General features: G+C 65.1%; 18 protein-coding genes and 1 pseudogene. 9 read left to right on the top strand and 10 right to left on the bottom strand.

Annotated elements, in window-relative coordinates; translation table 11 throughout:
* Positions 1–9: 9 nt before the first annotated feature.
* The 4 genes and pseudogenes from U743_RS05000 to U743_RS04980 all read right to left on the bottom strand — a co-directional run bounded on the left by U743_RS05000 (position 10) and on the right by U743_RS04980 (position 4,668).
* Positions 10–1,422, bottom strand: coding sequence for an acyl-CoA dehydrogenase family protein (locus tag U743_RS05000; RefSeq protein WP_084191707.1), 1,413 nt, complete (start codon positions 1,420–1,422; stop codon positions 10–12).
* A gap of 147 nt (positions 1,423–1,569) precedes the next feature.
* Positions 1,570–2,709, bottom strand: coding sequence for an acyl-CoA dehydrogenase (locus U743_RS04995; protein WP_043766027.1), 1,140 nt, complete (start codon positions 2,707–2,709; stop codon positions 1,570–1,572).
* Positions 2,706–4,121: pseudogene (locus tag U743_RS19265) on the bottom strand (GMC family oxidoreductase N-terminal domain-containing protein). The gene U743_RS04995 and the pseudogene U743_RS19265 overlap by 4 nt, the downstream one beginning before the upstream one ends.
* A gap of 163 nt (positions 4,122–4,284) precedes the next feature.
* Complete coding sequence (locus tag U743_RS04980) at positions 4,285–4,668, bottom strand: hypothetical protein (protein WP_156966341.1); 384 nt, start codon at positions 4,666–4,668, stop codon at positions 4,285–4,287.
* A 136-nt stretch (positions 4,669–4,804) separates the two neighbouring features.
* Between U743_RS04980 and U743_RS04975 the strand changes: the two genes are divergently transcribed.
* Both U743_RS04975 and U743_RS04970 read left to right on the top strand, forming a co-directional pair.
* Positions 4,805–6,460 carry an FAD-binding protein gene (locus tag U743_RS04975; protein ID WP_052367544.1) on the top strand — a complete coding sequence of 552 codons (1,656 nt, stop codon included), beginning with the start codon at positions 4,805–4,807 and terminating at the stop codon, positions 6,458–6,460.
* A 2-nt stretch (positions 6,461–6,462) separates the two neighbouring features.
* Complete coding sequence (locus U743_RS04970) at positions 6,463–8,256, top strand: thiamine pyrophosphate-binding protein (RefSeq protein ID WP_052367543.1); 1,794 nt, start codon at positions 6,463–6,465, stop codon at positions 8,254–8,256.
* Positions 8,257–8,269: 13 nt separating this feature from the next.
* Here U743_RS04970 and hemN read toward each other — a convergent pair whose 3' ends face one another.
* Complete coding sequence (gene hemN, locus U743_RS04965) at positions 8,270–9,646, bottom strand: oxygen-independent coproporphyrinogen III oxidase (RefSeq protein ID WP_043766019.1); 1,377 nt, start codon at positions 9,644–9,646, stop codon at positions 8,270–8,272.
* 167 nt (positions 9,647–9,813) lie between these two features.
* On the opposite strand from hemN, the gene gdhA reads away from it, so the two are divergent.
* From gdhA to U743_RS04935, 6 genes are all read left to right on the top strand, one after another.
* On the top strand, positions 9,814–11,202 hold the full coding sequence (gdhA, locus tag U743_RS04960; RefSeq protein ID WP_043766017.1) for an NADP-specific glutamate dehydrogenase: 1,389 nt from the start codon (positions 9,814–9,816) through the stop codon (positions 11,200–11,202).
* A gap of 85 nt (positions 11,203–11,287) precedes the next feature.
* Entirely contained in the window at positions 11,288–11,746 is a 459-nt protein-coding gene (locus tag U743_RS04955) for a hypothetical protein (protein WP_156966340.1), read from the top strand.
* A gap of 62 nt (positions 11,747–11,808) precedes the next feature.
* Entirely contained in the window at positions 11,809–12,150 is a 342-nt protein-coding gene (fdxA, locus tag U743_RS04950; protein WP_043766012.1) for a ferredoxin FdxA, read from the top strand.
* A gap of 202 nt (positions 12,151–12,352) precedes the next feature.
* Positions 12,353–13,219 carry a universal stress protein gene (locus U743_RS04945; RefSeq protein WP_043766010.1) on the top strand — a complete coding sequence of 289 codons (867 nt, stop codon included), beginning with the start codon at positions 12,353–12,355 and terminating at the stop codon, positions 13,217–13,219.
* A gap of 88 nt (positions 13,220–13,307) precedes the next feature.
* A complete protein-coding gene (locus tag U743_RS04940) occupies positions 13,308–13,766 on the top strand; it encodes a YbhB/YbcL family Raf kinase inhibitor-like protein (protein ID WP_052367542.1) in 459 nt (152 codons plus the stop codon).
* Between the two features lie 40 nt (positions 13,767–13,806).
* Positions 13,807–15,339, top strand: coding sequence for a BCCT family transporter (locus tag U743_RS04935; protein WP_043766008.1), 1,533 nt, complete (start codon positions 13,807–13,809; stop codon positions 15,337–15,339).
* Between the two features lie 12 nt (positions 15,340–15,351).
* Here the strand turns inward: U743_RS04935 and U743_RS04930 are convergent, their stop codons facing one another.
* On the bottom strand, positions 15,352–16,650 hold the full coding sequence (locus U743_RS04930) for an MgtC/SapB family protein (RefSeq protein ID WP_198021936.1): 1,299 nt from the start codon (positions 16,648–16,650) through the stop codon (positions 15,352–15,354).
* Between the two features lie 84 nt (positions 16,651–16,734).
* Here U743_RS04930 and U743_RS04925 point away from each other — a divergent pair, with 84 nt between their 5' ends.
* Entirely contained in the window at positions 16,735–17,628 is an 894-nt protein-coding gene (locus tag U743_RS04925) for a universal stress protein (protein ID WP_198021935.1), read from the top strand.
* Positions 17,629–17,643: 15 nt separating this feature from the next.
* On the opposite strand, the gene U743_RS04920 is transcribed toward U743_RS04925, so the two are convergent.
* The 4 genes from U743_RS04920 to U743_RS04905 form a co-directional block, all read right to left on the bottom strand.
* Complete coding sequence (locus U743_RS04920; RefSeq protein ID WP_043766003.1) at positions 17,644–18,315, bottom strand: M48 family metallopeptidase; 672 nt, start codon at positions 18,313–18,315, stop codon at positions 17,644–17,646.
* A 41-nt stretch (positions 18,316–18,356) separates the two neighbouring features.
* A complete protein-coding gene (locus U743_RS19260; RefSeq protein ID WP_043766001.1) occupies positions 18,357–19,610 on the bottom strand; it encodes a hypothetical protein in 1,254 nt (417 codons plus the stop codon).
* Positions 19,607–19,849 carry a hypothetical protein gene (locus U743_RS04910; protein WP_043765998.1) on the bottom strand — a complete coding sequence of 81 codons (243 nt, stop codon included), beginning with the start codon at positions 19,847–19,849 and terminating at the stop codon, positions 19,607–19,609. The genes U743_RS19260 and U743_RS04910 overlap by 4 nt, the downstream gene beginning before the upstream one ends.
* Positions 19,850–20,110: 261 nt before the next feature.
* Positions 20,111–22,576, bottom strand: a complete 2,466-nt coding sequence (locus tag U743_RS04905; RefSeq protein WP_043765994.1) for a LuxR C-terminal-related transcriptional regulator — start codon at positions 22,574–22,576, stop codon at positions 20,111–20,113.
* Between the last annotated feature and the right edge of the window lie 223 nt (positions 22,577–22,799).

The following is a 22,799-nucleotide window of genomic DNA, read 5'->3' as shown; positions in this document are numbered from 1 at the left end:
CAATCTCCGCTAAACGTTGAGGAAGAGGTCCTGCATATCCTCGATGAGCGCCAGTCGGTTGATCTGATTGGTGCCTTCGAAGATCTGGGTAAGGCGTGCATCCCGGAACACTTTCTCGGCGCGCATTCCGGGCAACACCGCGTGATTGCCAAGAAGATCCATGGCCTGGTACGCCACGCGTACCGCGGCGTCGGTGCAATGGAACTTGCAGGCGGCTCCGGTCATCTGCCGGGGCGCCCAGCTGCGGGCGCTTTGCCAGATGAAGGCCCGGATTGCGGCACATTCCGCAAGCATGTCCGCAATGGCGGTCTGGACCTCCTGGTAGTCGATAAGCCGGCGATCTCCCAGCCTCTGGCTGCGCGCGAAATCCACGGCGATGTCCGCTGCCGCCTGGGCAAAACCCACCGCCATGGCGCCTACCGGCAGGCGCGACATGTTCAGCGTGGCGCGATTCAACGCCCAGCCCTGACGTAATCCACCGACGACCCGGTCACTCGGCACGAAGACATCCTCGAGCTCAAGCTCCGCCGCACCGGAAGCGCGCATGCCCATCTTCAGCTCGGTGCGTGCCACGCGGAAGCCGGGGCTGTCGTTGTGGACCAGAAAGCAGGTCCAGGAGGCCATATCCTCGCCGTCGAGGGCGGCAAAGACTGCAATGCTCTTGGCGACGTCGCCGCCGCTGATAAAGCACTTGCGACCGCGCAAAAGCCAGCCCCCTTCGGTACGCCGAGCAACGACGCCCGGTCGATAACAGGCAGCACCGTGACCATCCTCGACGTCGGATCCAGCGGCCGGCTCAGTGATCGCGTAGGCGAAGAGATGCGGATCGCCGCGACGGCAGGCGCGAAACGCCGGCAGCACAAAGCGGCGCAGAAGGCGGGGATCTCCACTCTGCAGCAGGGGCGCCAGACCCAGCACGTGGGCGGACAGCAGCAGCATCAGGCCGCCGCATCCGCGCGCCAGCTCCTCGACCTTGATGCTCTGCTGCATGGCAAGGGAATGCCGATAACGCATTGGCGGCCCCGAGCCCAGGGGCCACGGCAGCGTATCCGTCAGCAGGCCCGCTCGCCCGGCGCGGCGTAGCAACTCATTCAGCTCCTCGGGCTGCTGACCTGCCGGCCAGTGCGGCATCGCGTCGATCTGCAGCGCGAGTGGCTCCAGTTCGCGCTGCACAAATGCGCGCGTGCGCCGGCGCAATCGCTGCAGGGTGGCTGGCAGGCGGCGCGTGTCCAGCTCCCAGGGGTCAACTGGACTGGCATCGACCAGCAGTCGGGTTGGAAAGCGCAGCGCGGCAAATGCCCGCCGCGGGGATAACGCGTGCGTAGGGGGCAAATGTCCTAGCAAATGCTCGGCGTCGCCGCTCGCAGCACCAGCGATGACCGGCTTGCCGCTGCTGGAGACGATGGGCTGAGGATGTCCCATGATCTCAGCCATTCCCGCGAGGCCGTACCGCTGACGATCCGGGCACCCAGTGATTCTGTGACGCTCTCATCGCAAGGCCCTCCCCTGCTGGGACGCAGATTCCGATTGAAGCCTGCGCGCCTGCGAGACAGCGGTTCATGACGTAGATCAAACCGCCGAGGCTTCGTTGACGGAGAACACCGAGGCGAACATGTGCAGCTCCACCGGCGTGCCGTGCAGCAAGCGCAAAACATTGCAGTCGCGCACGATCTTCTCGACCCCGCAGTCCCGCATGTAGCCGGTTCCGCCAAGCACCTGCATACAGGCATTGGCGGCGCCACAGATCCTTGGGTGCAGACTGGCGCGCGCCAGGAAGGCCTCGTTCAGGCTTGGCGGCGCCTCCGGCTCCAACGCAGCGAGTCGGGAGAGCCAGACTTCGGTATCAGCGAGTACCGAGCGAGCGTCGGTCAGCAAGGCCTGAACGGCCGGATGCTCGTCAATGCGGACGCCCCCCTGCCGACGCTGCCCGGCGTATTCGCTCGCGATTTCGAGGGCGCGACGCAGTGCGCCATGCGCCAAGGCAAGCTGTCCGGCGGCCTGCAGAACCAGCACGCCGCTCATCAGGCTGCGGGTGTCCTGTATCGGGGATGGCAGCTCGGCTTCGATGGCAGACTGAGGCATCAACGCGATACCGAGCAGCTCGTCCAGGCCATGCAGATGCTCGTGCCGACCGGATTCGACGGCCTCCCGCGCGAAGCACACCCACTGCATGCCAAGGCCCTTCCGCCATACCGGCATGAGCACGCGCCACCAGGGGTCGGCAGCCACCAGCAGCCGCGTGCCGGTTGCAGTGCCGAAGCAGTCATCGAGCATCGCCTCGTCCTCGGCGCGCAATGGCGTGCCGAACAGATAGCGGGCTAGCGCATGGCGCGCCAGGCCATAGCGGCCCTGCGTGACGACAACGAGGCCTGTGCCGTCGAGATCGAGACGTCGTGCCAGCCAAAGCGCCAGAGCCCGTTCCTGCAACTGCCAGGCAAAACCCGTACTGGCACGAGACAGGGGCTGAAGGATGCTCAGCCCAAGCCGCCTAGCGGTCGGCGATGCCGAGTCCTCCCAAAGGCCGGTACCGCCGCAATCCTCCAACGGCAAGAGACCCAGCTGCACCACCTCCTCGTTGAGCTGTGCCACGGTATCGGCTGTCATCGGCTGCTCATGACGCACAGCCATTGGCGCGACACGCTCCCGCGCAAAGCGCTCCACCGCCTCGAGAATCTCGTCCACCGGCAGGCTGACTTCGTGACTGATCATGGCCGTGCTCCACTCGATAGTCTCAAATGCTGTTCCTCTTCCTGGTACGCCCCGCGCGCCTCGCGCAGCGGCAGCGCCAGCCCGATATCGGCAGCGACGGCCTCGGCCGTTCGGTCGGCCAAGGCCATGATCGTGAGGTAGGGGTTCACCTCGACGGAGTCCGGAAACAGGCTCGAGTCGGCGACATAGACACCGGGTAGCCCATGCACGCGTCCCTATGCGTCGGTGACGGAAGCGGCGGCCTGGGTCCCCATGCGACATCCCCCCATCAGATGCGCCGCGCTGATCGTGACCCGACCGGCCTTGAGGCGGGCGGGTGCCACCAGGCTGCCCAGCCGATCGGCTTCCTCGTGCGTGCTCAGGAAAGCCTGGGTGCCAGGCAGATGCACGCAACGCGCTCCCGCGGCAAAAAGCAGACGTCCGCTGGCTCGAATAGCACTTGCGAGCGTGGCGCGCAGTGCGGCGTCGACTGCGTAGTGAATCCTGGGGCCACCGTCGGAACCCATCACGATGCGGTTGGTCGGCTGCGCGCGATCCAGCACCAGCGCCAGAACCTGCTGCTGGTGATCAATGCGCCCCATCATGCGATCCAGATCGTCACCCAGACCGACCAGATTCCGTGCGGTGGCGAAGGGCGGGTAGAAGCAGCTCTCCAGAAGAAAGCCTTCCTGCCGCGCGAAATCATCGCAGTAGAAACTCTTGGGATGGCCGATGGGCCCATCTACGGGCGTATCGTGCAGACCAACCAGCGTCAGCGCCGGATGACAGGTGAAGTAGCGGCCCAGTGCCGGCCAGCGACGCATCGCATCCGCAAAGCTGCGCATGAGTAGGGTCGGCGTGAACAGCGCGCCACCGGCGAGCACGATACGTCTCGCGCGCACCTGCAGCTTCCCCGGTGACAAGGGCCCCGGCCGGAGCCCATCCGGCGGGGCTTCGACTTCGCCGAGCAGCACCCCGTTGTCGATGCGATCGATGCGGCAATAGGGGAAGATTTTCACGCCCTGTCGCTCGGCACGCGGCAACTGGACTTGCGCCGTCCCCTGCTTGGCCTGGCGGGGGCAGCCCAGATTGCACGTCCCCAGACCGGCGCAGCCGCGCGTGTTGATCGGAAACGTGCGCGGCGTCCAACCCAGCGCGCGGCAGCCTTGCGCGAAGAGCTGGTTGTTGCGGTTGATCTCGGCCTCAACGTGATAATGCACACCGTTGTCGGCCGCGTGACGCGCCAAGCGCGGCGCAAGATCGTCAATGTTGAGGCCGGGCACCGCCCACTTGTCGAGCACATGGGGTGGCGGAAAGAAGCTGACCCCTGTGTAGACATTGGTCGCTCCGCCCACAGCGCGACAGGCCGCCAGCGTGATCTCTCCTGAAACCGTACGCAGGCCGCCGCCATCAACGTAGTAGCGCCGGACCATCTCCAGCTCACGGCGTGTGTTGTCGGCCGCGGCAAAGTGGCCGCCCCATTCGAAAACGGCAACGCGCAGGCCGCGCACACAGAGCGGGGCCAGCTGCGCAGCCACGGTGCCACCGCCGGCGCCGGAACCGACGATGGCCACGTCGACATCGATGACCTGCGCCTCAGCCATCGACGCCATCCGGAGGCCGGTAACCCAGCTGCGCGCGAAGCTCGGATTGGCCGTAGACGCTGGCCTTGACCAGCGTCGCGATGCCATCGACGCCGCGCCGCATCAACGCGATACGTGAATCGGCCAGCCGTGCCAGCAAAGCCTCAAGCTGCCGCGGGCGCAGGCGATGGATGCGGCGCCCGAAGCGCAGAAGGCTCAGGCCGTCGACAAGGATGAGAAAAGTGCCAATCTGTCGTCGTGTCGCTGCCGTTTGCCGATCGAGCAGCTGTTCGATGATGGCAAAGGAGCGCTCACGCGCCGTCCTGTCGAACGTTTTGCTGCGCGGAACGGCGGCCTGCTGCACCGCCCTGAAGCGTCTGGCGCGGCTACCGCTCAAGTATGTAGTGATCGTGCCTGCCACGCGTCGCTCCCGATGCACCAGGCTCGACTGTAGGTGCGAAGCGATCCGCTTCCCTTGACCTAGATCAGATCGCCGGCGGTACCGCCTTGCTATATCTATTCCGGACCGCCCCATGGCCGGGTTGGGCAAGCAGGCAGGAGCCTCCGTGACAGAACGTAGCTACCGCAGCGATGTTGTAATTGCCGGCGCCGGGCTGGCTGGTCTGGTGGCCGCGCTCGAGCTGCTGGACAGCGGCCGGCATGTTCTGCTGCTGGATCGGGACAGCCCCGAGCGCATCGGCGGCCTCGCCCGGGATGCCTTCGGCGGCATCACGATGGTGGATACCCCCTACCAGCGCCGCACCGGCATCCGCGACAGCCCCGAGCTCGCCTTCCAGGACTGGTGCCGTTACGGCGAGCTGGACGCATCCGATCCGTGGCCCTGGGCCTGGGCGCGCCTCTACTGTGAGCAGTCGGTCCCCTACATCTACGAATTCCTGCGCGGCAAGGGCGTGCGCTTCCTGCCCGTGGTCACCTGGCCCGAGCGCGGCTGGCACCGGGCCGGCAATTCCGTGCCGCGCTGGCATGTCACCTGGGGACTCGGCAACGAGATCGTCAGCCGCGTGCTGGCCGCGCTGGAGAGCCACCCCCACCGCCAGCGCCTGGAGCTCGCCTTCCACCACGAAGTGGTGGCTATCGAGACCTGCAACGGCCGGGCCGCCGCCTTCACCGGTAAGGACAACCATAGGGGCACATCCTTCCGCGCCAGCGGCGAGCACATCGTCATCGCCTCCGGTGGCCTCTGCGGCGGCGATCTCAGCCAGGTGCGCAAGCATTGGGACAGCAGCCTGCCGCCGCCACCCGCCATGCTGCTCAACGGCGCCCACCGCTACGGCGACGGCAGACTCCAGGATCTGGCGGAAGACATAGGCGCGCATGTGACCCACCGCGACCGGCACTGGCATTACGCCGCCGGCGTGCACCATCCGGCCCGGCAACGCGACAACGACGGACTCAGCCTCGTGCCGCCACGCTCGGCGCTTTGGCTGAACGCCCGCGGCGAGCGCATCGGCCCGGCGCCGCTGGTGGGCTATACCGACACCCGCCATCTGGTCGAAACGGTGCTCGGGCAACCGGGTCAGTACAGCTGGCAGATCATGAACCGCCGCATCGCCCGCACCGAACTGGCCGTGTCGGGCTACGACTACATGCAGGCCTTCCGTTACAAGCGACGTCTGCGGATGGTGCGCGATGTGCTCTTCGGCAATCGCGAGCTGGTCGATCGCCTGCTGCGGGAATGCCCCGACGACATGGTCGCTGCCGATTCGCTGGAAGCGCTTGCCGAGGCCATGAATGCGCGCAGCCTCTACGGGCTGCAGGTCGACCCCGAGCGCATGCGGCAGGACATCGCGGCCTACGACGCCGAGATCGCGCGCGGCAAGAGCTTCTTCAACGACGAGCAGCTGCGCCGCATCGACAACGCGCGCCATTACCGCGGCGACCGCGTGCGCACCTGCCGTTTCCAGCCGATCATCGACCCGAAGGCGGGCCCGCTGATCGCCATTCGCGAGCACATCCTGTCGCGCAAGAGCTTGGGTGGCATCCAGACCGATCTCGAAAGTCGCGCCCTGAGCGCTTCAGGCCAGCCGATGCCCGGGCTCTACGCCATCGGCGAAGCCGCCGGCTTCGGCGGCGGTGGCCTGCACGGCAAACGCTCACTGGAGGGCACCTTCATTGGAGGCTGCGTGCTGAGCGCGCGCCGCCTGACCCATCACATCGCAGGAGCCTGATCATGGCAACGCCTGAAGCACAGCTGCAGCCCACTGACTCCATCCCCATCGGCGGCAAGCGATCCGGCGCCTGGCTCGTGCGCTATGCGCTGGAGCAACTCCCGGTATCGCACACCTTCGGCATCCCCGGCGTGCACAACACCGAACTCTACGACGAACTCAACAGCTCCGAGCGGATTCACCCGGTGTTGGTTACGCATGAGTGCGGCGCGGCCTTCATGGCGGACGCCATCAGCCGCACCTCGCAGGGGGAGATCGGCGTACTCGCCATCGTGCCGGCTGCCGGTATCACACACGCCATGAGCGGCATCGGCGAGGCCTACCTCGACGGCATTCCCATGCTCATCATCTCCGGCGGCACGCGCACGGATGTCCCCTTCGGTTATCAGATTCACGAGCTGGACCAGCAGGCGCTGCTCGCCAATGTGTGCAAGCGCAGTTGGCGGCTCTCCGCGCACACCGACATCGTGCCGACCCTCTTCGAGGCCTATCGAACCGCCATGAGCGGTGTGCCCGGCCCCGTCTTCGTCGAAGTCCCCGTCAACCTGCAACTCTTCCGCGAGCACATCGCGAGCGTGCCGGTCTTCGTCCCGCCCACACTGCCGGAACTGGCTCCGGGCATCGAGCAGCAGCTCGATGCCGCTGCCGCCATGTTGGCCGTGGCCGACAAGCCCGGCCTCTTCGTGGGCTGGGGTGCGGTGGACGTGGCCGAGGACATCCGCGCCGTCGCCGAGCACCTCGGCGCACCAGTCAGCACGACACTGCAGGGCCTGAGCGCCTTCCCCGGCGATCACCCCCTGCATACCGGCATGGGCTTTGGGCCAGCCGCCGTGCCGGCGGCGCACAACGCCTTCAAGGACTGCGACTGCATGCTCGCCGTTGGCACGCGCTTCGCCGAGATCCCGACGGGTAGCTTCGGCTGCCGCGTGCCCGAAGCGTTGATCCATATCGACATCGACCCTGCCGTGCCGGGGCGCAACTATCCGGCGCAGGTCCCCCTTATCGGCGACGCGCGCGTGCTCGTGCCCATGCTGCGCCAGCGCATCCATCGCGCGACCGAGCCGCACGTCGAGCGCCGTAAGGCAGTATCCGGAAGCATCGCCGTCGACAAGCGCGATTATCGCGACGAGTGGCACAAGCACCGCTCGCCGCGCGTCAACCCACTACGCTTCTTCGAAGCCTTGCGCAAGCAGCTCGCGGTTGATGCCATCGTCACCACCGACGACGGCAACCACACCTTCCTGACGGCCGAGCTGATGCCGATCCTGCGGTCGCGCAGCTTCATTTCGCCGACCGATTTCAACTGCATGGGCTATTGCGTGCCAGCCACCATCGGCGCAAAGCTCGCCAACCGGGAACGGCAGGTTGTCGGGATAGCCGGCGACGGCGCTTTTCTGATGACCGGCATGGAACTGCTCCCTGCCACGGTCGAGCAGGCCGGCGTCGTGATCTTCGTGCTGCACGACGGTGAGCTGTCGCAGATCTCCCAGGGACAAGAGATCCCCTACAACCGCAAAACCTGCACCCAGCTCGGCGAAATCCGCTTGGCCGGTATCGCCCAGGCCACCGGCGCGCGCTATATCTCCATCGACAACAATGACGATCTCGACGAGGGGATCCGCTTGGCGCTGAAGGCTGCCGACGGCGGGCAATCCGCGGTGGTGGACGTCGCCATCGACTATTCCAAGCGCACGCGCTTCACGAAGGGCGTGGTCGGCACCGTCCTCAAGCGCTTTCCGCTGGGCGACAAGTTCCGCTTCATCGGGCGCGCTGTGACACGAAGAGTCACCGGCTAAGCGCAAGCACTTTCTAGATGACCTGCGAGAAGCGCTTCTGCGGCGATGTTGCCGCGTAGGCATCGAAGACCATTGCCACATTGCGCATAAGCAGACGACCTTTCTCGGTGATGCGCAGGCTGCCAGCGTCCATGACCAGCAATCCGTCCTCGGACATGGCTTCGAGGGGCGCGAGGGCGTCAGCGAAATAGCGCCAGAAATCCAGGCCGTGCTCGGCTGCCACGGCAGCCGTGTCGACGTGCCCGCGGCACATCAGATCCTGGATGACGTCCCGGCGCAAGCGATCGTCGGCATTGAGACGGAGCCCGCGCGCAATCGGCAACTCACCCGTCTGCAGCGTGGCCTGCCATCGCCGAATATCGGTTTCATTCTGTGCATAGACGTCGCCGATGCTGGAGATCGCACTGGCTCCCAGACCGATCAGGTCGCAACCGCCATGCGTGGAATAGCCCTGGAAATTTCGCTGCAACGTGCCGTTCTCGAAGGCGCGCATGAGCGGGTCGGAAGGCCTGACGAAATGATCCAGGCCGATGGCGCGGTAGCCCTCCGCGCCGAGATACTCGTGGCACAGCTGCAGCATGCGAAGGCGTGTGGCGGAATCAGGCAGCGCATCCGCCGGCATCAGCGATTGCAGGGGGAAGCGCTCCGGCATGTGGGCATAGGCATAGACCGAGACCCGATCCGGCTGCAACGCAGCCACAAGCTTCAGGGTGCGAGCGAAGCGCTGCGGCGTCTGGTGGGGAAGGCCGTAGATCAGATCGAAGCTAACCGATCCTGCGCCCGCTTTGCGGACGGCATCGACGATCCCGCGCACCTGCCCAATGCTCTGCCGGCGGTTGATCGCCCGCTGCACGCGGGGATCGAAATCCTGCACCCCCAGGGAAAAGCGATCGAAGCCCAGCCTGGCGAGATCCCGCGCCTCTTCAGGGCTAACGGATCGGGGATCGATCTCAATGCCCAGCTCGCAGTCGCGGGACGGTGCGAAGGAGAAAGCCCGCGCCAGAATGCGCAGAATATCGGCCAGTTCCTGCAGGCTGTAGAAGGTGGGGGTTCCGCCACCGAAATGCAGCTGGCGCACCAGCCGGTCGCGGTCGAAATGTGCGGCCTTGCGAACGATCTCCTCGTAGAGAGCGCTCAGGTAACTGCGCGCACGATCGTCGCGGTGCGTGATGCTTCGGTGGCAGGCGCAGTACCAGCAAGCGCTGTTGCAGAAGGGCAGATGCACGTAGAGCGACAGGTCGCGAGGGATCGGCTCGTCATTGGAGGCTTCGACGGCCTCCAGGTAGTGCGCAGTACCGAAGCCCGCGTGAAACTGCGCCGCCGTCGGATAGGAGGTGTAACGCGGCCCGTGCGTGTCGTAGCGTGCGACGAGTTCTGAATCGAAGGCCATGGCGGAATCACTGGAGTGTAGGCAGATCGAGCCTAGCCCCCGCACGCGGCGCGATTCTTGATCCAGATCAGCCTCTCGCCAGCAATTGAGCGCCCCTGGCGCCCTTTGCGTCATTCCGTCCCCATTCCGAAGAGAAGCTGACGGAGATCAATGCCGCATGGCGATGAATGGCGCACGATACTGGTCAGAGTCACTGGGAGCCTGCCGTGCGCAACAACGAACTTTCTGCCTTTCTGGAGCATGTCCGGCATCGCGACCCCGATCAGCCCGAGTTCCTGCAGGCTGTCGAAGAGGTCATGAGCAGCATCTGGCCCTTCATCGACGCCAACCCGCGGTATGCCGAGAACGGCCTGCTGGAGCGCATCGTGGAGCCCGAGCGCATCATCCAGTTCCGCATCGCCTGGTGCGACGACAGTGGCTGCACACAGGTCAACCGGGGCTGGCGCGTGCAGCACAGCTCGGCCATCGGCCCCTTCAAGGGCGGCATGCGCTTCCACCCGCAGGTGACGCTGTCGGTGCTCAAGTTCCTGGCCTTCGAGCAGACATTCAAAAACGCGCTGACAACCATCCCCATCGGCGGCGCCAAGGGCGGCGCCGATTTCGACCCCAAGGGCAAGAGCCCGGCCGAGATCATGCGTTTCTGCCAGACCCTGGCCATCGAACTGCACCGCCACCTTGGACCGCAAACCGATATCCCTGCCGGCGACATCGGGGTGGGCGCGCGCGAAGTGGGCTACATGGCCGGCATGATCAAGAAGCTGCGCAACGACGCTTCGGCCTTCTTCACCGGCAAGCACCCGTCCCACGGCGGCAGCCTGATGCGCCCGGAGGCCACAGGCTACGGCCTGGTCTATTTCGTGGAGGAAATGCTTGAGCAACACAACCGCTCGCTGGAAGGCCAGCGCGTACTGATCTCAGGCGCCGGCAATGTCGCGCTTCACGCTGCCGAGAAGGTCATGCAGCTGGGTGGCCGCGTCGTCACGCTGTCGGATTCCGGCGGCACGCTGGTCGTCGATGACGACACCGGCATCACGCCGACGATGCTGCTGGATATCCACGAACTCAAGACGCAGCGTTACGGCCGACTCGCCGACTTCGCCGAGCGGCACGGCCTGAGCTTTGAGGCGCTGCGACGGCCGTGGCATGTGCCCGGCGATGTTGCCCTGCCCTGCGCGACGCAGAACGAGCTTCAGGAGGATGACGCAGTAACGCTTGTCGACAACGGCGTCTGGCTGGTGGCCGAGGGCGCCAACATGCCAACCGACTCGGCGGCCGCGCGCCGGCTGCACGCCGCGAAGGTGCTCTACGCACCCGGCAAGGCAACCAATGCCGGCGGTGTGGCGACGTCGGGATTGGAGATGGCACAGAACGCGACCCTGCTGAAGTGGCCGCGCGCCGAGGTCGACGAACGGCTGCGCGTCATCATGCGCGGCATTCACGAGACCTGCGTTGCCTATGGCCGCGACGACAGTGGCCGCATCGACTATCAGCGCGGCGCCAATGTGGCGGGCTTTGCGCTGGTTGCGGACGCCATGCTCGCCCAGGGCGTGACTTAGTGCCGATGGCTCCTGCCCCACACTGCGCTTGCGGCAATAACATGTATTTTGTATACTTGTTTCAAGTCCACCGCGGAGAGCTGCCATGCCTGCCCCCATCTCCCCACCTGTGAAGGAGCGCCGTCAGGCGCTGCATGGGCTGCTGCGCATCCTAGGACGCCAGTGCGAAGCCATGGCTGAAGGCGCCGATCCGGATATCGAAGCCATGCTCGGCATCGTCGAATCGCTGCGAGAGCGTGCACACCGGCGGACCGTGCAGCACGATGCACTCTGGTCCCCATCGGCACATGCCGCCGACGCGCTCGCCGGGCATCTGGCCGCCGTGATCGACGGCTGCATCATGCGCCGGCAGGCGTTGGCCAAGGAATGCCGTGACTTCACACACGCTTTCGCGAAGGCGCTGGCCGCCGAATCGACGAAGTCTGTAGTCACACCACTGACCGACAGCTCTGATCAGGCCTTGCGCCTCTTCCGCAGCCTGCGCAGTCAGATGCGACCAACGCGCGATACCGACTCGGACAGCTGTAGCCTCTGCACCAGCTAGTCTCACGCATCGCCCCACTCTATTGATCAACGGCAGCGCCACGCGCTGCCGGGAGGCTTCTCATGACCTTCGTTGTCACCGATAACTGCGTCAAGTGCAAGTACACCGACTGCGTGGAAGTCTGCCCGGTGGATTGCTTCCACGAAGGCCCGAACTTCCTCGTCATCGACCCCGTGGAATGCATCGACTGCACGCTGTGCGAGCCCGAGTGCCCGGCCAGCGCCATCTATCCCGACGATGACGTACCCGAAGAGCAGGCGCATTTCATCGAGCTCAATGCCGAGCTCGCCAAGGAATGGCCGGTCATCGCCGAGCAGAAGGACCCGCCGCCCGACGCCGAGGAATGGGACGGCAAGCCCGACAAGCTCGATCTGCTGGAACGCGAATGGCCGGAGGACGCATGACGTGCTGTTGCCGGGCGGGCCAATTGGGCACGGAACGGGACAGCGCGAAGCTCTTGCCAGCTCGGGACGGTCCATCGCTGAGGGCTCGCATGGCCCCGGATGGCGCATCAGGACGAGCGGCCGACGTCTCAGCAGAAAGTCGCATAGCGCCCCGGTCTTTCGCGCTGCACCATCAGGATCCTGACGAGAAAGGAGACCCACCATGACTGGCATCAAGCGCGTTCTTTTCGCAACCGATTTTTCGGAAGCCTCCGCGCCCGCGCAGACGCGCGCGGTCCAGCTTGCACGCCAGCATGGGGCGGAACTGCATGTCCTGAACGTGCAGGTTGCCTCGCCGACGATGTTCATTCCCGAACACGCCACGGCCGCGGATGTCATCGAGCAGGCGCAGAAGGAGGATGCGCGCCGGCGCATGGACCAGCTCATCCAGAACATCGGCGTGCCGGTGGTTCAGGAGATCCGCTTCGCGCGTGGCGCAGCAGCCACGGTGGCGGCCTATGCCGAAGAAAACGGCATCGATCTGATTGTCGCCGGCAGCCACGGCCACAGCGGCATCCGCAATCTGATCGTCGGATCGGAGGCACGCGACCTGGCGCGCAGCGCACCTGTGTCCACGCTCATCGTGCGCTCGGATGGCAGCGGCGACGACCAGCCCTTCCAGCGGGTGCTGGCGCCGCTCGACTTCTCCGCAGCCTCGGCCGCAGCATTGAAGCAGGCGGCGGCCATCGCTTCCGAATCGAAAGCCGAGCTGATTGCGCTGCATGTCCTCAATGAGTGGCTGCTGCCTCCCTACTACCCGATCAGTCCCGAGCAGATCGGCCGCGAGCACGCCGAGGAGGCACTGGAAAGCTTTCTGGCCGAGCACCCCGTACAGCCGGACCCGATCCGGGCCGCCGTCATCGGATCACCGGCACGTGCCATCGTCGATACCGCCGGCGACCGCAAGGCAGACCTCATCGTCATGGGCAGCGCCGGACTCAGCGGCTGGGAGCGCTTTCTGCTCGGCAGTGTCACCGAGCGCGTCCTCAGTCACGCGCCTTGCTCTGTGTGGATTCATCGCGGCGACTGAAACTCGACCTCTGCAAGGCCTGCTAGGCTGACGTGGCACGCGCCGGCGCCCCTCGCGGCGCCGGCGCCTCTTCCGAACCGAGCCTCCGATGCGTCTGAGCAGTCCAGCCTTCAACGACGGCGAACAGATCCCGGAGCGCTACACCGCGCCGGACGCCAACGAATTGCCACCCCTGCGTATCGAGAGCGTGCCGGAGACCGCCGCCAGCCTTGCCCTGCTGCTGGAAGACATCGATTCCCCGCTCGGCACCGTGACCCACTGGCTGGTCTGGAATCTTCCACCGGAAACCGAACACATCGCCAACGACGCGCTTCCGGAGAGCTGTTGCGTGGGGCTGGATACTTTCGGCGAACACGGATACCTAGGGCCGGCACCGGCCGAAGGTCGCCACCACTACCGCTTTCGCCTGCTCGCCCTGGACCGCATGCTCGATCTCGCGGACGGCGCCAAGCGCCCCGACTTCGAAACGGCCGCAGCGGACCACCTGCTGCAGGAAGCCGAGCTGACCGGCTTCCGGGAGGCTAAGCAGGGCACCCCCGACGCATGAATGACATGCTGCTGTGCGACTTCGCCGGTCCGGTGGCGTCATGAAGGCGCGCCTCCAGAACTTCTTCTCCACCGTCAATCCGACCGTCTTCACGATATCGGGGAGCGTGGTGCTCGCCTTCCTGCTCTTCGGCGCGACGATGCCGGAGACCGCCAGCGCGGCCTTCTCCGCGCTGCATGCTTTCATCACCGAGTATCTCGGCTGGAGCTACCTGGTCGCGGTCACCGGCTTTCTGGCCTTTCTGATCTGGCTCGCGTTCAGCCGCTACGGCAGCGTTCGGCTCGGCATGCCGGACGACCGTCCGGAATTCGGCTTTCTGGCGTGGTTCGCCATGCTTTTCAGCGCCGGCATGGGCATCGGGCTGGTCTTCTGGAGCGTGGCCGAGCCCATCCTGCACTTCCAGTCCCCACCCTCCGGTGAGGGCGGTACGCCGGAAGCCGCGCGTCAGGCGATGGTCTATACCTTCTTCCACTGGGGATTGCACGCCTGGGCGGTCTACGTCGTGCTCGGCGTCTCGGTGGCCTATTTCAGCTTCCGGCACGGCCTGCCACTGACCATCCGTTCGATCTTCTATCCCATGCTGGGCGACCGCATCTACGGCCCGATCGGTCACGCCATCGACATCCTGGCTGTCTTCGGCACCCTATTCGGCCTGGCGACCTCGCTCGGATTCGGGGCCCTGCAGCTCAACACCGGCCTGAACCTGCTGATCGGCCTTCCGGTAGCCCCCGGCTACCAGGTTGGCATCATCGCCTGCATCACTGGCGTGGCCGTCATGTCGGTGATCTCAGGGCTCGGCCGCGGCCTGAAATGGTTGAGCGTCTTCAATCTCGTTCTGGCGCTGGTGGTGCTCGCCTTCGTGCTCATCGCCGGACCGACCCTCTTCATCCTGCGTTTCCTGCTGGATGCCACCGGCGAGTACTTCCAGCAGCTGATCGCCCTGAGCTTGCGCGCGGACGCCTTCAACAGCTCGGCCTGGCAGAAGGAATGGACCATGTTCTACTGGGCCTGGTGGATTGCCTGGTCCCCCTTCGTGGGCATCTTCATCGCGCGCATCTCACGCGGACGCACCATCCGCCAGTTCATCGGCGGCGTCCTGGCCATGCCCAGCCTCTTCGTCTTCTTCTGGATGGCGACCTTCGGGGGCACCGCACTCGACCTCCAGCTGTCCGGCGCCGCCGACATCGCCTCGGCGGTTGCGGCCGATACCACCGTGGCGCTCTACGTCACGCTGGAGCAGCTGCCACTGGCCACCATCAGCTCAGGGCTCGCCACCTTGCTGATCGCTACCTACTTCATCACCTCATCGGATTCAGGCACACACGTGGTCGATGCGCTGATTTCGCGCGGCAGCAAGCGCTCGCCGCGCCGTCAGCGCGTGATCTGGGGGCTGACCGAAGGCGCAGTTGCGGCGACCCTGCTGCTGGTGGGCGGGCAGCAGGCGCTGGACAGCCTGCAGACCGCTTCGATCACAGCCGGCCTGCCGGTCGCAGTGATTCTGCTCTTCTGCTGTATCAATCTGACGCGCGCCCTGCGACGCGAATACCGCGTGGAGGGCGTCGACCCCTCCTAGGGGCGCAAGAAGTCAGAACAGAAGCACGACGGTCACGCCGCTGACAGCCGAAATCACGAGTGGCAGCGCAACGCTTCGCCACAAGTGTGCGCCGCCCACCAGTGCGGCGATGACGCCCTTCGTAACCGTATTCACTGCGGCCGACAGCACGATGGCGCGCTGGGCCACTTCGGCATCGAGACCGCGGGAGGATTGACGCGCCATGCTCAGCGTGATGGCGTCGACATCGCCGACTGCGGCAATGATCGCCACGATATAGACGCCCAGATCACCGAAGATCTCGCGCCCGAAGTGGCTGAGCAGCATCACCGCGGTCAGCAACAGGCCGAACTGGAGCGCCGCGCGCATCTCGAAGGGATTGCTCAGCGCCTCGGCGGGGCGGCTCGTCTGGCTGGCAGGCCCGGATGTGACGAAGAACAGGCTCGCGGCCGGCAGTAAGGTCATCACCAGCAGCGGTGCCACGAGCCCGGGCGCCAGCTCCGGAGCCACCAGCACCGTCTCGATCCAGACACGCGGAAACATCATCGCGCAGGCGAGCAGGATTCCCACCGACAACGGCGCCACCAGCGCGGGCGAGCGGCGATGCAAGCGCGCAAAGCTCAAAGTCAGCGCGGTCGAGGAAGCCAGTCCGCCAAGTGCCCCGGTGAGCAGAAGACCGCGGCCGGTGCCGACCAGACGCATCGCGAAGTAGCCGACCGACGACAGCGCCGCGATCAACACCACCAGCCACCAGATCTCGAAGGGATTCAGCACCCCGCCCGGGCCAAAGCCACGATTCGGCAGCAGCGGCAGCGCCACCACGGATATCAGCAGGAGCTTGAAGATGGCAAGAAGCTCGCTCTCGGATAGGCGTGTCAGCCAGCCGTGCAAGCGCGTCTTGGCATCGAGGATGAAGACGCTGATGACGGCGACCGCTACCGCCACGAGCGCGAAGCCCGCCACGACCAATGCGCCCAGCGCGAAGGTCAGCAGCGCGGCAACCATCGTGGTGATGCCGGCATCGTTGTCCCTGCGCACCTCGTAGCGATGCGCAACCACCAGCAGAAGCGCCAGGCCGAGGAAGGCCGCCGGTAGCAGCAGGCTCGATTCGCGGGCGAGCATCATCACGCTGCCGCCAAGCAATCCGAGCAGCGCGAAGGTACGAATGCCGGCCACGCGCTCGCCTTCCCCTGCATTGCGCTCTCGCCAACCCCGCTCCAGACCGATCAGCAGGCCAAGCGCCAGCGCAATGGCCAGGTCGCGGAGATCCGTAGCGGCGAGCGCAGCATTCATGTCGCGATGATGCCCGATGGGCATGCCGTCGCGGGCCATCGCTTTAAGGCGACGCCGGCAGGGTCTATGCTGGAAGCTTGCTTCAATCGCCGTTCGGACGACAATCATTCCGCAGGAGACAGCATGAAGGGCATCCAGCGCATCCTCTTCGCCACCGACTTTTCGGAGGCTTCCGCCAGCGCGCAGGCGCGCGCCGTGCAGCTGGCGCGCGATCACGGCGCTGAGCTGCATGTACTGCACGTCCAGGTCGCCTCACCGACCATGTACATGCCCGAGTTCGGCACCGTCGAGGGCTACATCGACGAGCGGCAGAAGGAAGAGGCGCGCAGCCGCATGGACAGCCTCGTCCAGAACATCGGCGTCCCGGTCACACAGGCCATGCGCTTCGATCTTGGCGCTGCGCCGGCCGTCACCGCCTACGCCGAGGAGCACGATATCGATCTCATCGTCGCCGGCAGCCACGGCCGAAGCGGCGTCAAGAAGCTGTTCCTCGGCTCGGAGGCGCAGGACCTGGTGCGATCGGCGCCGGTGGCCACGCTGATCGTGCCGCTGGATGATCCGGCCACCCCGACGGAGCGCTTCCGTCGCGTGCTCGCACCTGTGGATCTGTCGCAGCCCTCACGCAGCGCCCTGGAAACCGCAGCCGCCATCGCCCACAAGCATGGCGCGGAGCTGGTCGCGCTGCACGCCGTCGATGACTGGTTCCTGCCGCCGCACTACCCTATGAGCCTGGAGAACATCCAGCACGAGCACGCCGCCACCGCGCTGGACAACTTCCTCGCCAGCGTCGAGCTGCCGGTTGCCCCCAAGCGCAGCGTGGTGGCCGGCTCGCCGGCGCGCACGATCGTGGACACGGCGCGCCAGCATGGCGTCGACCTCATCGTCATGGCCACGGCCGGCCTCGGTTCCTGGGAGCACTTCTTCGTCGGCAGCGTTACCGAGCGTGTGCTCGGCCACGCGCCCTGCGCGGTCTGGGTCTGCCGTGCCGAGCGCGAATCGGCACCCGAGAAGAAGTGACGGAAGGCCGCTCGCCTAGCGCCAGAGACCCGGTTCGCCGCTGCCGGTGCGCAAGTGATCGTGCGCCGAACGCCATTCCGGCATCGCGCCTGCCACCGTCTCCCAGAAGGCCGGGTTGTGGCCAGCCACGCGCAGATGCGCCAGCTCGTGCACGATGACGTAGTCGAGACAAGCTGAGGGCTGCGCCATCAGGCGCAGTGCGATATTGATTCGGCCACGTGTCGGATTGCAGCTGCCCCAGCGGGTCGCCATGTTGCGGATGTGCCACTCCGGAAGCGCCAGCCCCATATGCGCCGCCCAATGCGGCATACGTTGCTCCAGAACCTCGGCGAGCTGAGCCCGGTACCAGCCGAGCAGGCACTCGCGGCGCGCCGCGACATCATGCGCCGCCGGCACGCGCAGCTGTAGCGTGTCGGCCTCGCGCCAGCAAGCCGGCCGTCCTTCGGACACGCAGAGGGTCAGCGGCCCGCCGGCGAAGGGCAGGCACTCGCCGTCGGCGAGTGCAAAGCCGGCCGACCGCGGCGTGGCCGCCAGGCGCTGCTGCTGGCGCTGGATCCAGTCCGCGCGCTCGTCGAGGAAGGCCCGCACTTCGGCCTGCGATACACGCAGCGGCGCGCTTACGCGCGTCTGCCCATCGTGCCGTACGCGCAGACGCAAATAGCGCACCGCCTTGTGCTCCACCTGCACGGGCCTTCCTTGCAGGCTGAGCTCATAACGCCGGCCGCCTCTCAAGCCGGATCCGCTGGCAGACGATTTGTCAGCCCAGCGCCCTTGGCGACGCTGCGCAGGCGTTTGCGCGCACCTCCGGCCAGCGTCGGCCAGGCGCCGGCGAGCAGATCCCAGGCCTGCTCGGCCTCCAGCGCTTCGGGCAAGCCCTGCAGCGTGCGCTCCGGCGCCATGCCGAGCAGATTGACGGTCTGCGACTGCTGGCCGCCAGGCATAGCCGCAATCAGCTGCAAGAGTTGCGGCCACTGCTCGTGCTTCGAAGCGGCTTCGGCCACGCGCAGCATCTGCTCACCGTCCAGGGTTTCGGCAGCCTGCGCCACGCGGCCACGCCCCGATTCCTCCATGAAGGCGATCATGGGCAGCACCTGCGGCCAGAGCTGCTCACGATCCGCCGCCGCCATCGCGTCAGCCAGCACGTCGTGGTCCTGCAGGATGTCCAGAGCGGCGAAGCGGCGCTGGCTGGCCTCGCTCATACAGGCAAAGACCGATAGCGCCACCGACCAGAGCGCGTTGTCGCGCACGGCCGTGATCATGCTGGTCAGCACGCTCGGATCCAGCTCGGCAGCGAGGTCGCCGAGCCGACCGCGCCACCCTTCGCCGACGTGCTCCATGAGCGACAGCGCATCGGGCCAGAGCTCGGCATTGTCGGCAGCCGCTTCGATGATCCGCTTCAGGCGCGCCACCGGCAGCTGCGCCATGATCTCTTCCAGCCGCGCCCGGTTCTCGGCGAAGAAGGCGCTGTGCAGCAGGCCCGCATCGTCGATCTCCTCGATGACGGCCGCGATGACCTTTGCATCCAGGATGTCGACGAAGCGCGCCATGGTGACGTATTCGCCACGCGCGGCCAGCTCGCGCGCGACATCGCGAAGGCGCGCCTCCGGCATGGCGCGGACCAGATCGCGCGTGTGCTGTGGATCCAGGCTCAGGCAAAGGGTGGCCAGAAACTCCGTTGGCAGCCGCTCGGCGATGCCGACACCGCGGTCCACATCCATCTGACCGGCGACGCGGGCGCTGAGCATCGGGCCGAGCACCTTTTCGGCCACCACCGTCAGTATCGAGATCGGCAGCAGGCGCGAGGCTGACACCACGCGCCGGAAGAAAGCCTCGTCCGAGGCGAAGAACTGCTCGGTGGCCTGCTCGCGCAAACGACGGATGGCTTCTGCAGGCACCGGGTCGAGCATGGAAAGTTTCTCCGGTGCCACGTCCAGAAAACGCGCGAGCTTGAGGATCTCCGCCTGATGCGCCAGCCGGCTCACTTGCCGCCTCCCCGCTTTGGAAAGAGCACGCGCCGCACCGGCGCGCGCAGCAACCGTGGCAGGTAGCCGAGCGCGTCTTCCAGCGCCTTCTGCAACTGCTGTTGCTGTCGCTGCCGCGAATCGGCGATGAGCGCGGCCAGCGCGCGCTGCTCCGTAGCATCCAGCTCGGCCACCGGCGCCGGCGGCTCAGCCCCGATCGCGCCACGCAAGGCCGCATCCACCTTCCCGGATTCCGCCATGACGCACTCTCCTGTCCACGCGTGACGCACACATTAGCGAATGTATGTGCCTTCGGCCGCCCCCGTCTTCAACGAGCGCCAGAAATGGCGCTGTGCAGCGGCCGTGATCCGCGAGATAGGGCTGGACCAGAGAGCGTTATGTTCGCCCCCCAGGCTTGGAGGGGCTGAGCTCGTTTGTGGCGGATTCCCGGGCTGACATCTTCGATGCGATTCTTCTTCACGCATGCCCGGATCTCGCGGAAACGCGACCCTCCCCCGGAATCAGACCATTCCTCCCTCCCTAGCCTTTGCGAGCGCCCCAGTCCTGTTCTTCACTCCGAGCTTCTGGTAAGCGTTATATAGGTGCCACTTTATGGTTTTAGGAGACAGGAAAAGGCGCGACGCAACCTCTTCATTGGTAAGACCCGACTCCAGCAACTGCAGAATCTGTACCTCGCGCGAGGAAAGCTCCTCAGGTACACAAGAGCTACTACTCCGATTACCGTCCTTCCGTTTCGCGCTCGCGGAAAAGGCCCTCATCGCATTGATGAAGCTCTCACTGGCATCCGGCAACTGCGCAAACATGGGCATAACGGGGTCAAGCAAGGGACGCAACTCGGCGCCTTCGTCCAGAAAGACCTGTGTCATTCCGAGGGGGGCAGCTTCTGTCATCGCCTCCAGCAACGTACGTCGCGCTCTCTGATCATTGCCCTCCACGTACTCAGCGCGGCTTCGCAGGATGAGTAGCTCCACCTTGTAAGCTCGTCGATTCGTGCGAGATGCGGTTGCCAGTGCCGGAGACAGCACTCTGAGCGCCGACTCCGATTGATTCGACGCGATAAGCACACGTGCAGAGATCAGCGCTCGCACCAATCCGCACAACTCATCCTCCCCTTCGCGGGCCACGAAGTAGTCGCTTGCAAAGGAGTTGCCGTCAAAACCCGTTTCCTCTACCGCTTTGTCCACCCTTGCGTGTCGAAGCACCAGACATACGTACTCGTTCATGAGCATAAGCGCCAAGCGAGCCCCGTAGGCACGAGAATGCCGCTCACAATCGCGGTACGCCTCCAAAGCAGCCTCCAGCCCGTCGCTTTTCTCCCTCGTGCGGATCATTACGCGAAAGCCCGAGGCAGCGCTCTCTATAAGCCCGTGATCGTTGATATGCGGCAGCCCGAACTTGAGATACTTTTTTGCATGCTCCAGGTCGCCCAGTTCATAGCATGCCCCTGCAAGCAGGAGACTCACCGTAGATAGCGCGCTGGAGGAATAGCCCAGCGCCCGACTAGTGCACTCGAACTGATGCATCAGGACGGAACGCGCCACGCGGAAATCCCCCAAGGACATCGCGAGATGTCCCTCGATAACGCCGACCCAAGACTCCGCATAGGGGCTATGGGCGGCCTCCACCGCATAGCGAGCGGTCTGCAGCGCGCTCCGCCCCATCGCGAACTCGCCCGTAGTACACGACGCGGCTGCCAGTGCTGTAGCTATCGAGCAAGTATCGAATGCATCGTCATCCTGATAGATGGCGAGCCATTCCGTTGCAGCATTGATGCAGTCCACCCATCGATCCGTGAACACGTAAAGCAGAATGCGGATAATTTCAATACGCGCTCTCCGCATTCGGGTTTGGTTTCTTGGTGACTCCCTCGCGTAGGACTTCTCGATATCCTTTAGCGCGCGCTCCGCATCCCGAGTACGATGCGATATTGTCAGCGCCCACGCTTGCCAGTACCTCAGGTCGAAGGCGTATTTCTTCGGGTAGGACTTGAGCTGCTCCATCCAAGCCAGGAACAGGGAATGATCGCCAGTGGTATATACGAAGCGTTCCGCATATTCGGTCACCAGCTGCGCGGCCTGGGTGGAATCGGTCAATTCCAACGCGTAATTGATTGCATCAGCGGGTAAATCGTTCTGCTTACACCAACTCATCGCTGCCCGCAGGATTTTGTCCCGCGATATCTCGGGATGCTGCAGTAGCTGGCCCTCAAGAAACTCCCGGAAAAGGGGGTGGAAGCGGAACCAAGTATTGTTTCTGTCTACCGGAAACAAGAGGAGGTTGGAGCGCACCGCGCAATCGAGCAGCTTCGGCGCATGCGGAGACCCGATAACCGCGACGCAGAGTTCTGCGCTAACCCTCGACAGCGGTGAGATCCGCAACAGGAAATCCGTTATATCCGGCGACTGACGTGACAGGACCTCGGCGCTCAGGAAATCCGCCACGTCCACGTCGCTACCGGAGAGACCCTCAATGAACCCGGTCGCATCACTTCGGTGCGACAGCACCAGCCCAACCAATTGCACCGCCACGGGCCAGCCTTCCGTCCTCGCTTCAATGACCTCGAGATTGCGGGGAGTGACTTCGATCGAATACTGCCTGTTGAGGAACACCTCGATCTCGTCCTTGGTGAACGCGAGTTCGCGTCGTCCGATTTCGTACAACTGTTGCCGATGTCGCAGCGCCGACAACGATAAAGGAGGAACTCCTCGGCTCAGCACGATAGTGTGGACGTTCGGAATATAGCTCTTGATCAGGTTGTCCAGAAGCTCGTGGACCGCCGCGTCATTGACTACTTCGTAATCGTCGAATACGAGTATGACCGGCTCGTCATTACTGGCGAGCTGATCGAGCCATTCCAGTATGTAGGTGTAATTCTTATCGTGCTTCTGTCCTCGGACGCGTCGCGGTGCTGCTTCTAGGGATGCCTGCGCCTGGGGCCGGAAGGCATGATCAAGGGTCCGGATCATGCCGTCGTAGCCACTATCCTGTGCATCGAGATGGATCCAGACCGGTCGGGCTCCTTGCCTACTGAGCGTCTCGCAGGCAGTAGACACCAACAGCGATTTCCCGTAACCGGCAGGAGCTGACACGACGCTGAGCACACGCGTTCTGACCGCCTCGCACAGCTCATCTTCCAGTCGTGGCCGCCGCAATACCGCGCAGTTGTAGGATGGCGCCGCGAACCGCGGC

The organism is Algiphilus aromaticivorans DG1253, from assembly GCF_000733765.1.
Classification (GTDB): Bacteria; Pseudomonadota; Gammaproteobacteria; order Nevskiales; family Nevskiaceae; genus Algiphilus; species Algiphilus aromaticivorans.
The sequence above is the reverse complement of the archived record's forward strand: the minus strand, read 5'-3'. Positions and strand labels throughout refer to the sequence as shown.

Coding starts and splice junctions, on each gene's coding strand:
- gdhA (WP_043766017.1), top strand. CDS start 9,814: ATGGCGCACGATACTGGTCAGAGTCACTGGGAGCCTGCCGTGCGCAAC.
- fdxA (WP_043766012.1), top strand. CDS start 11,809: ATGACCTTCGTTGTCACCGATAACTGCGTCAAGTGCAAGTACACCGAC.
- hemN (WP_043766019.1), bottom strand. CDS start 9,646: ATGGCCTTCGATTCAGAACTCGTCGCACGCTACGACACGCACGGGCCG.
- U743_RS05000 (WP_084191707.1), bottom strand. CDS start 1,422: ATGGGACATCCTCAGCCCATCGTCTCCAGCAGCGGCAAGCCGGTCATC.
- U743_RS04930 (WP_198021936.1), bottom strand. CDS start 16,650: ATGGCCCGCGACGGCATGCCCATCGGGCATCATCGCGACATGAATGCT.
- U743_RS04975 (WP_052367544.1), top strand. CDS start 4,805: ATGGCCGGGTTGGGCAAGCAGGCAGGAGCCTCCGTGACAGAACGTAGC.
- U743_RS04925 (WP_198021935.1), top strand. CDS start 16,735: ATGAAGGGCATCCAGCGCATCCTCTTCGCCACCGACTTTTCGGAGGCT.
- U743_RS04945 (WP_043766010.1), top strand. CDS start 12,353: ATGACTGGCATCAAGCGCGTTCTTTTCGCAACCGATTTTTCGGAAGCC.
- U743_RS04910 (WP_043765998.1), bottom strand. CDS start 19,849: ATGGCGGAATCCGGGAAGGTGGATGCGGCCTTGCGTGGCGCGATCGGG.
- U743_RS04955 (WP_156966340.1), top strand. CDS start 11,288: ATGCCTGCCCCCATCTCCCCACCTGTGAAGGAGCGCCGTCAGGCGCTG.
- U743_RS04935 (WP_043766008.1), top strand. CDS start 13,807: ATGAAGGCGCGCCTCCAGAACTTCTTCTCCACCGTCAATCCGACCGTC.
- U743_RS04940 (WP_052367542.1), top strand. CDS start 13,308: ATGCGTCTGAGCAGTCCAGCCTTCAACGACGGCGAACAGATCCCGGAG.
- U743_RS04970 (WP_052367543.1), top strand. CDS start 6,463: ATGGCAACGCCTGAAGCACAGCTGCAGCCCACTGACTCCATCCCCATC.
- U743_RS04995 (WP_043766027.1), bottom strand. CDS start 2,709: ATGATCAGTCACGAAGTCAGCCTGCCGGTGGACGAGATTCTCGAGGCG.
- U743_RS04905 (WP_043765994.1), bottom strand. CDS start 22,576: ATGATCCGGACCCTTGATCATGCCTTCCGGCCCCAGGCGCAGGCATCC.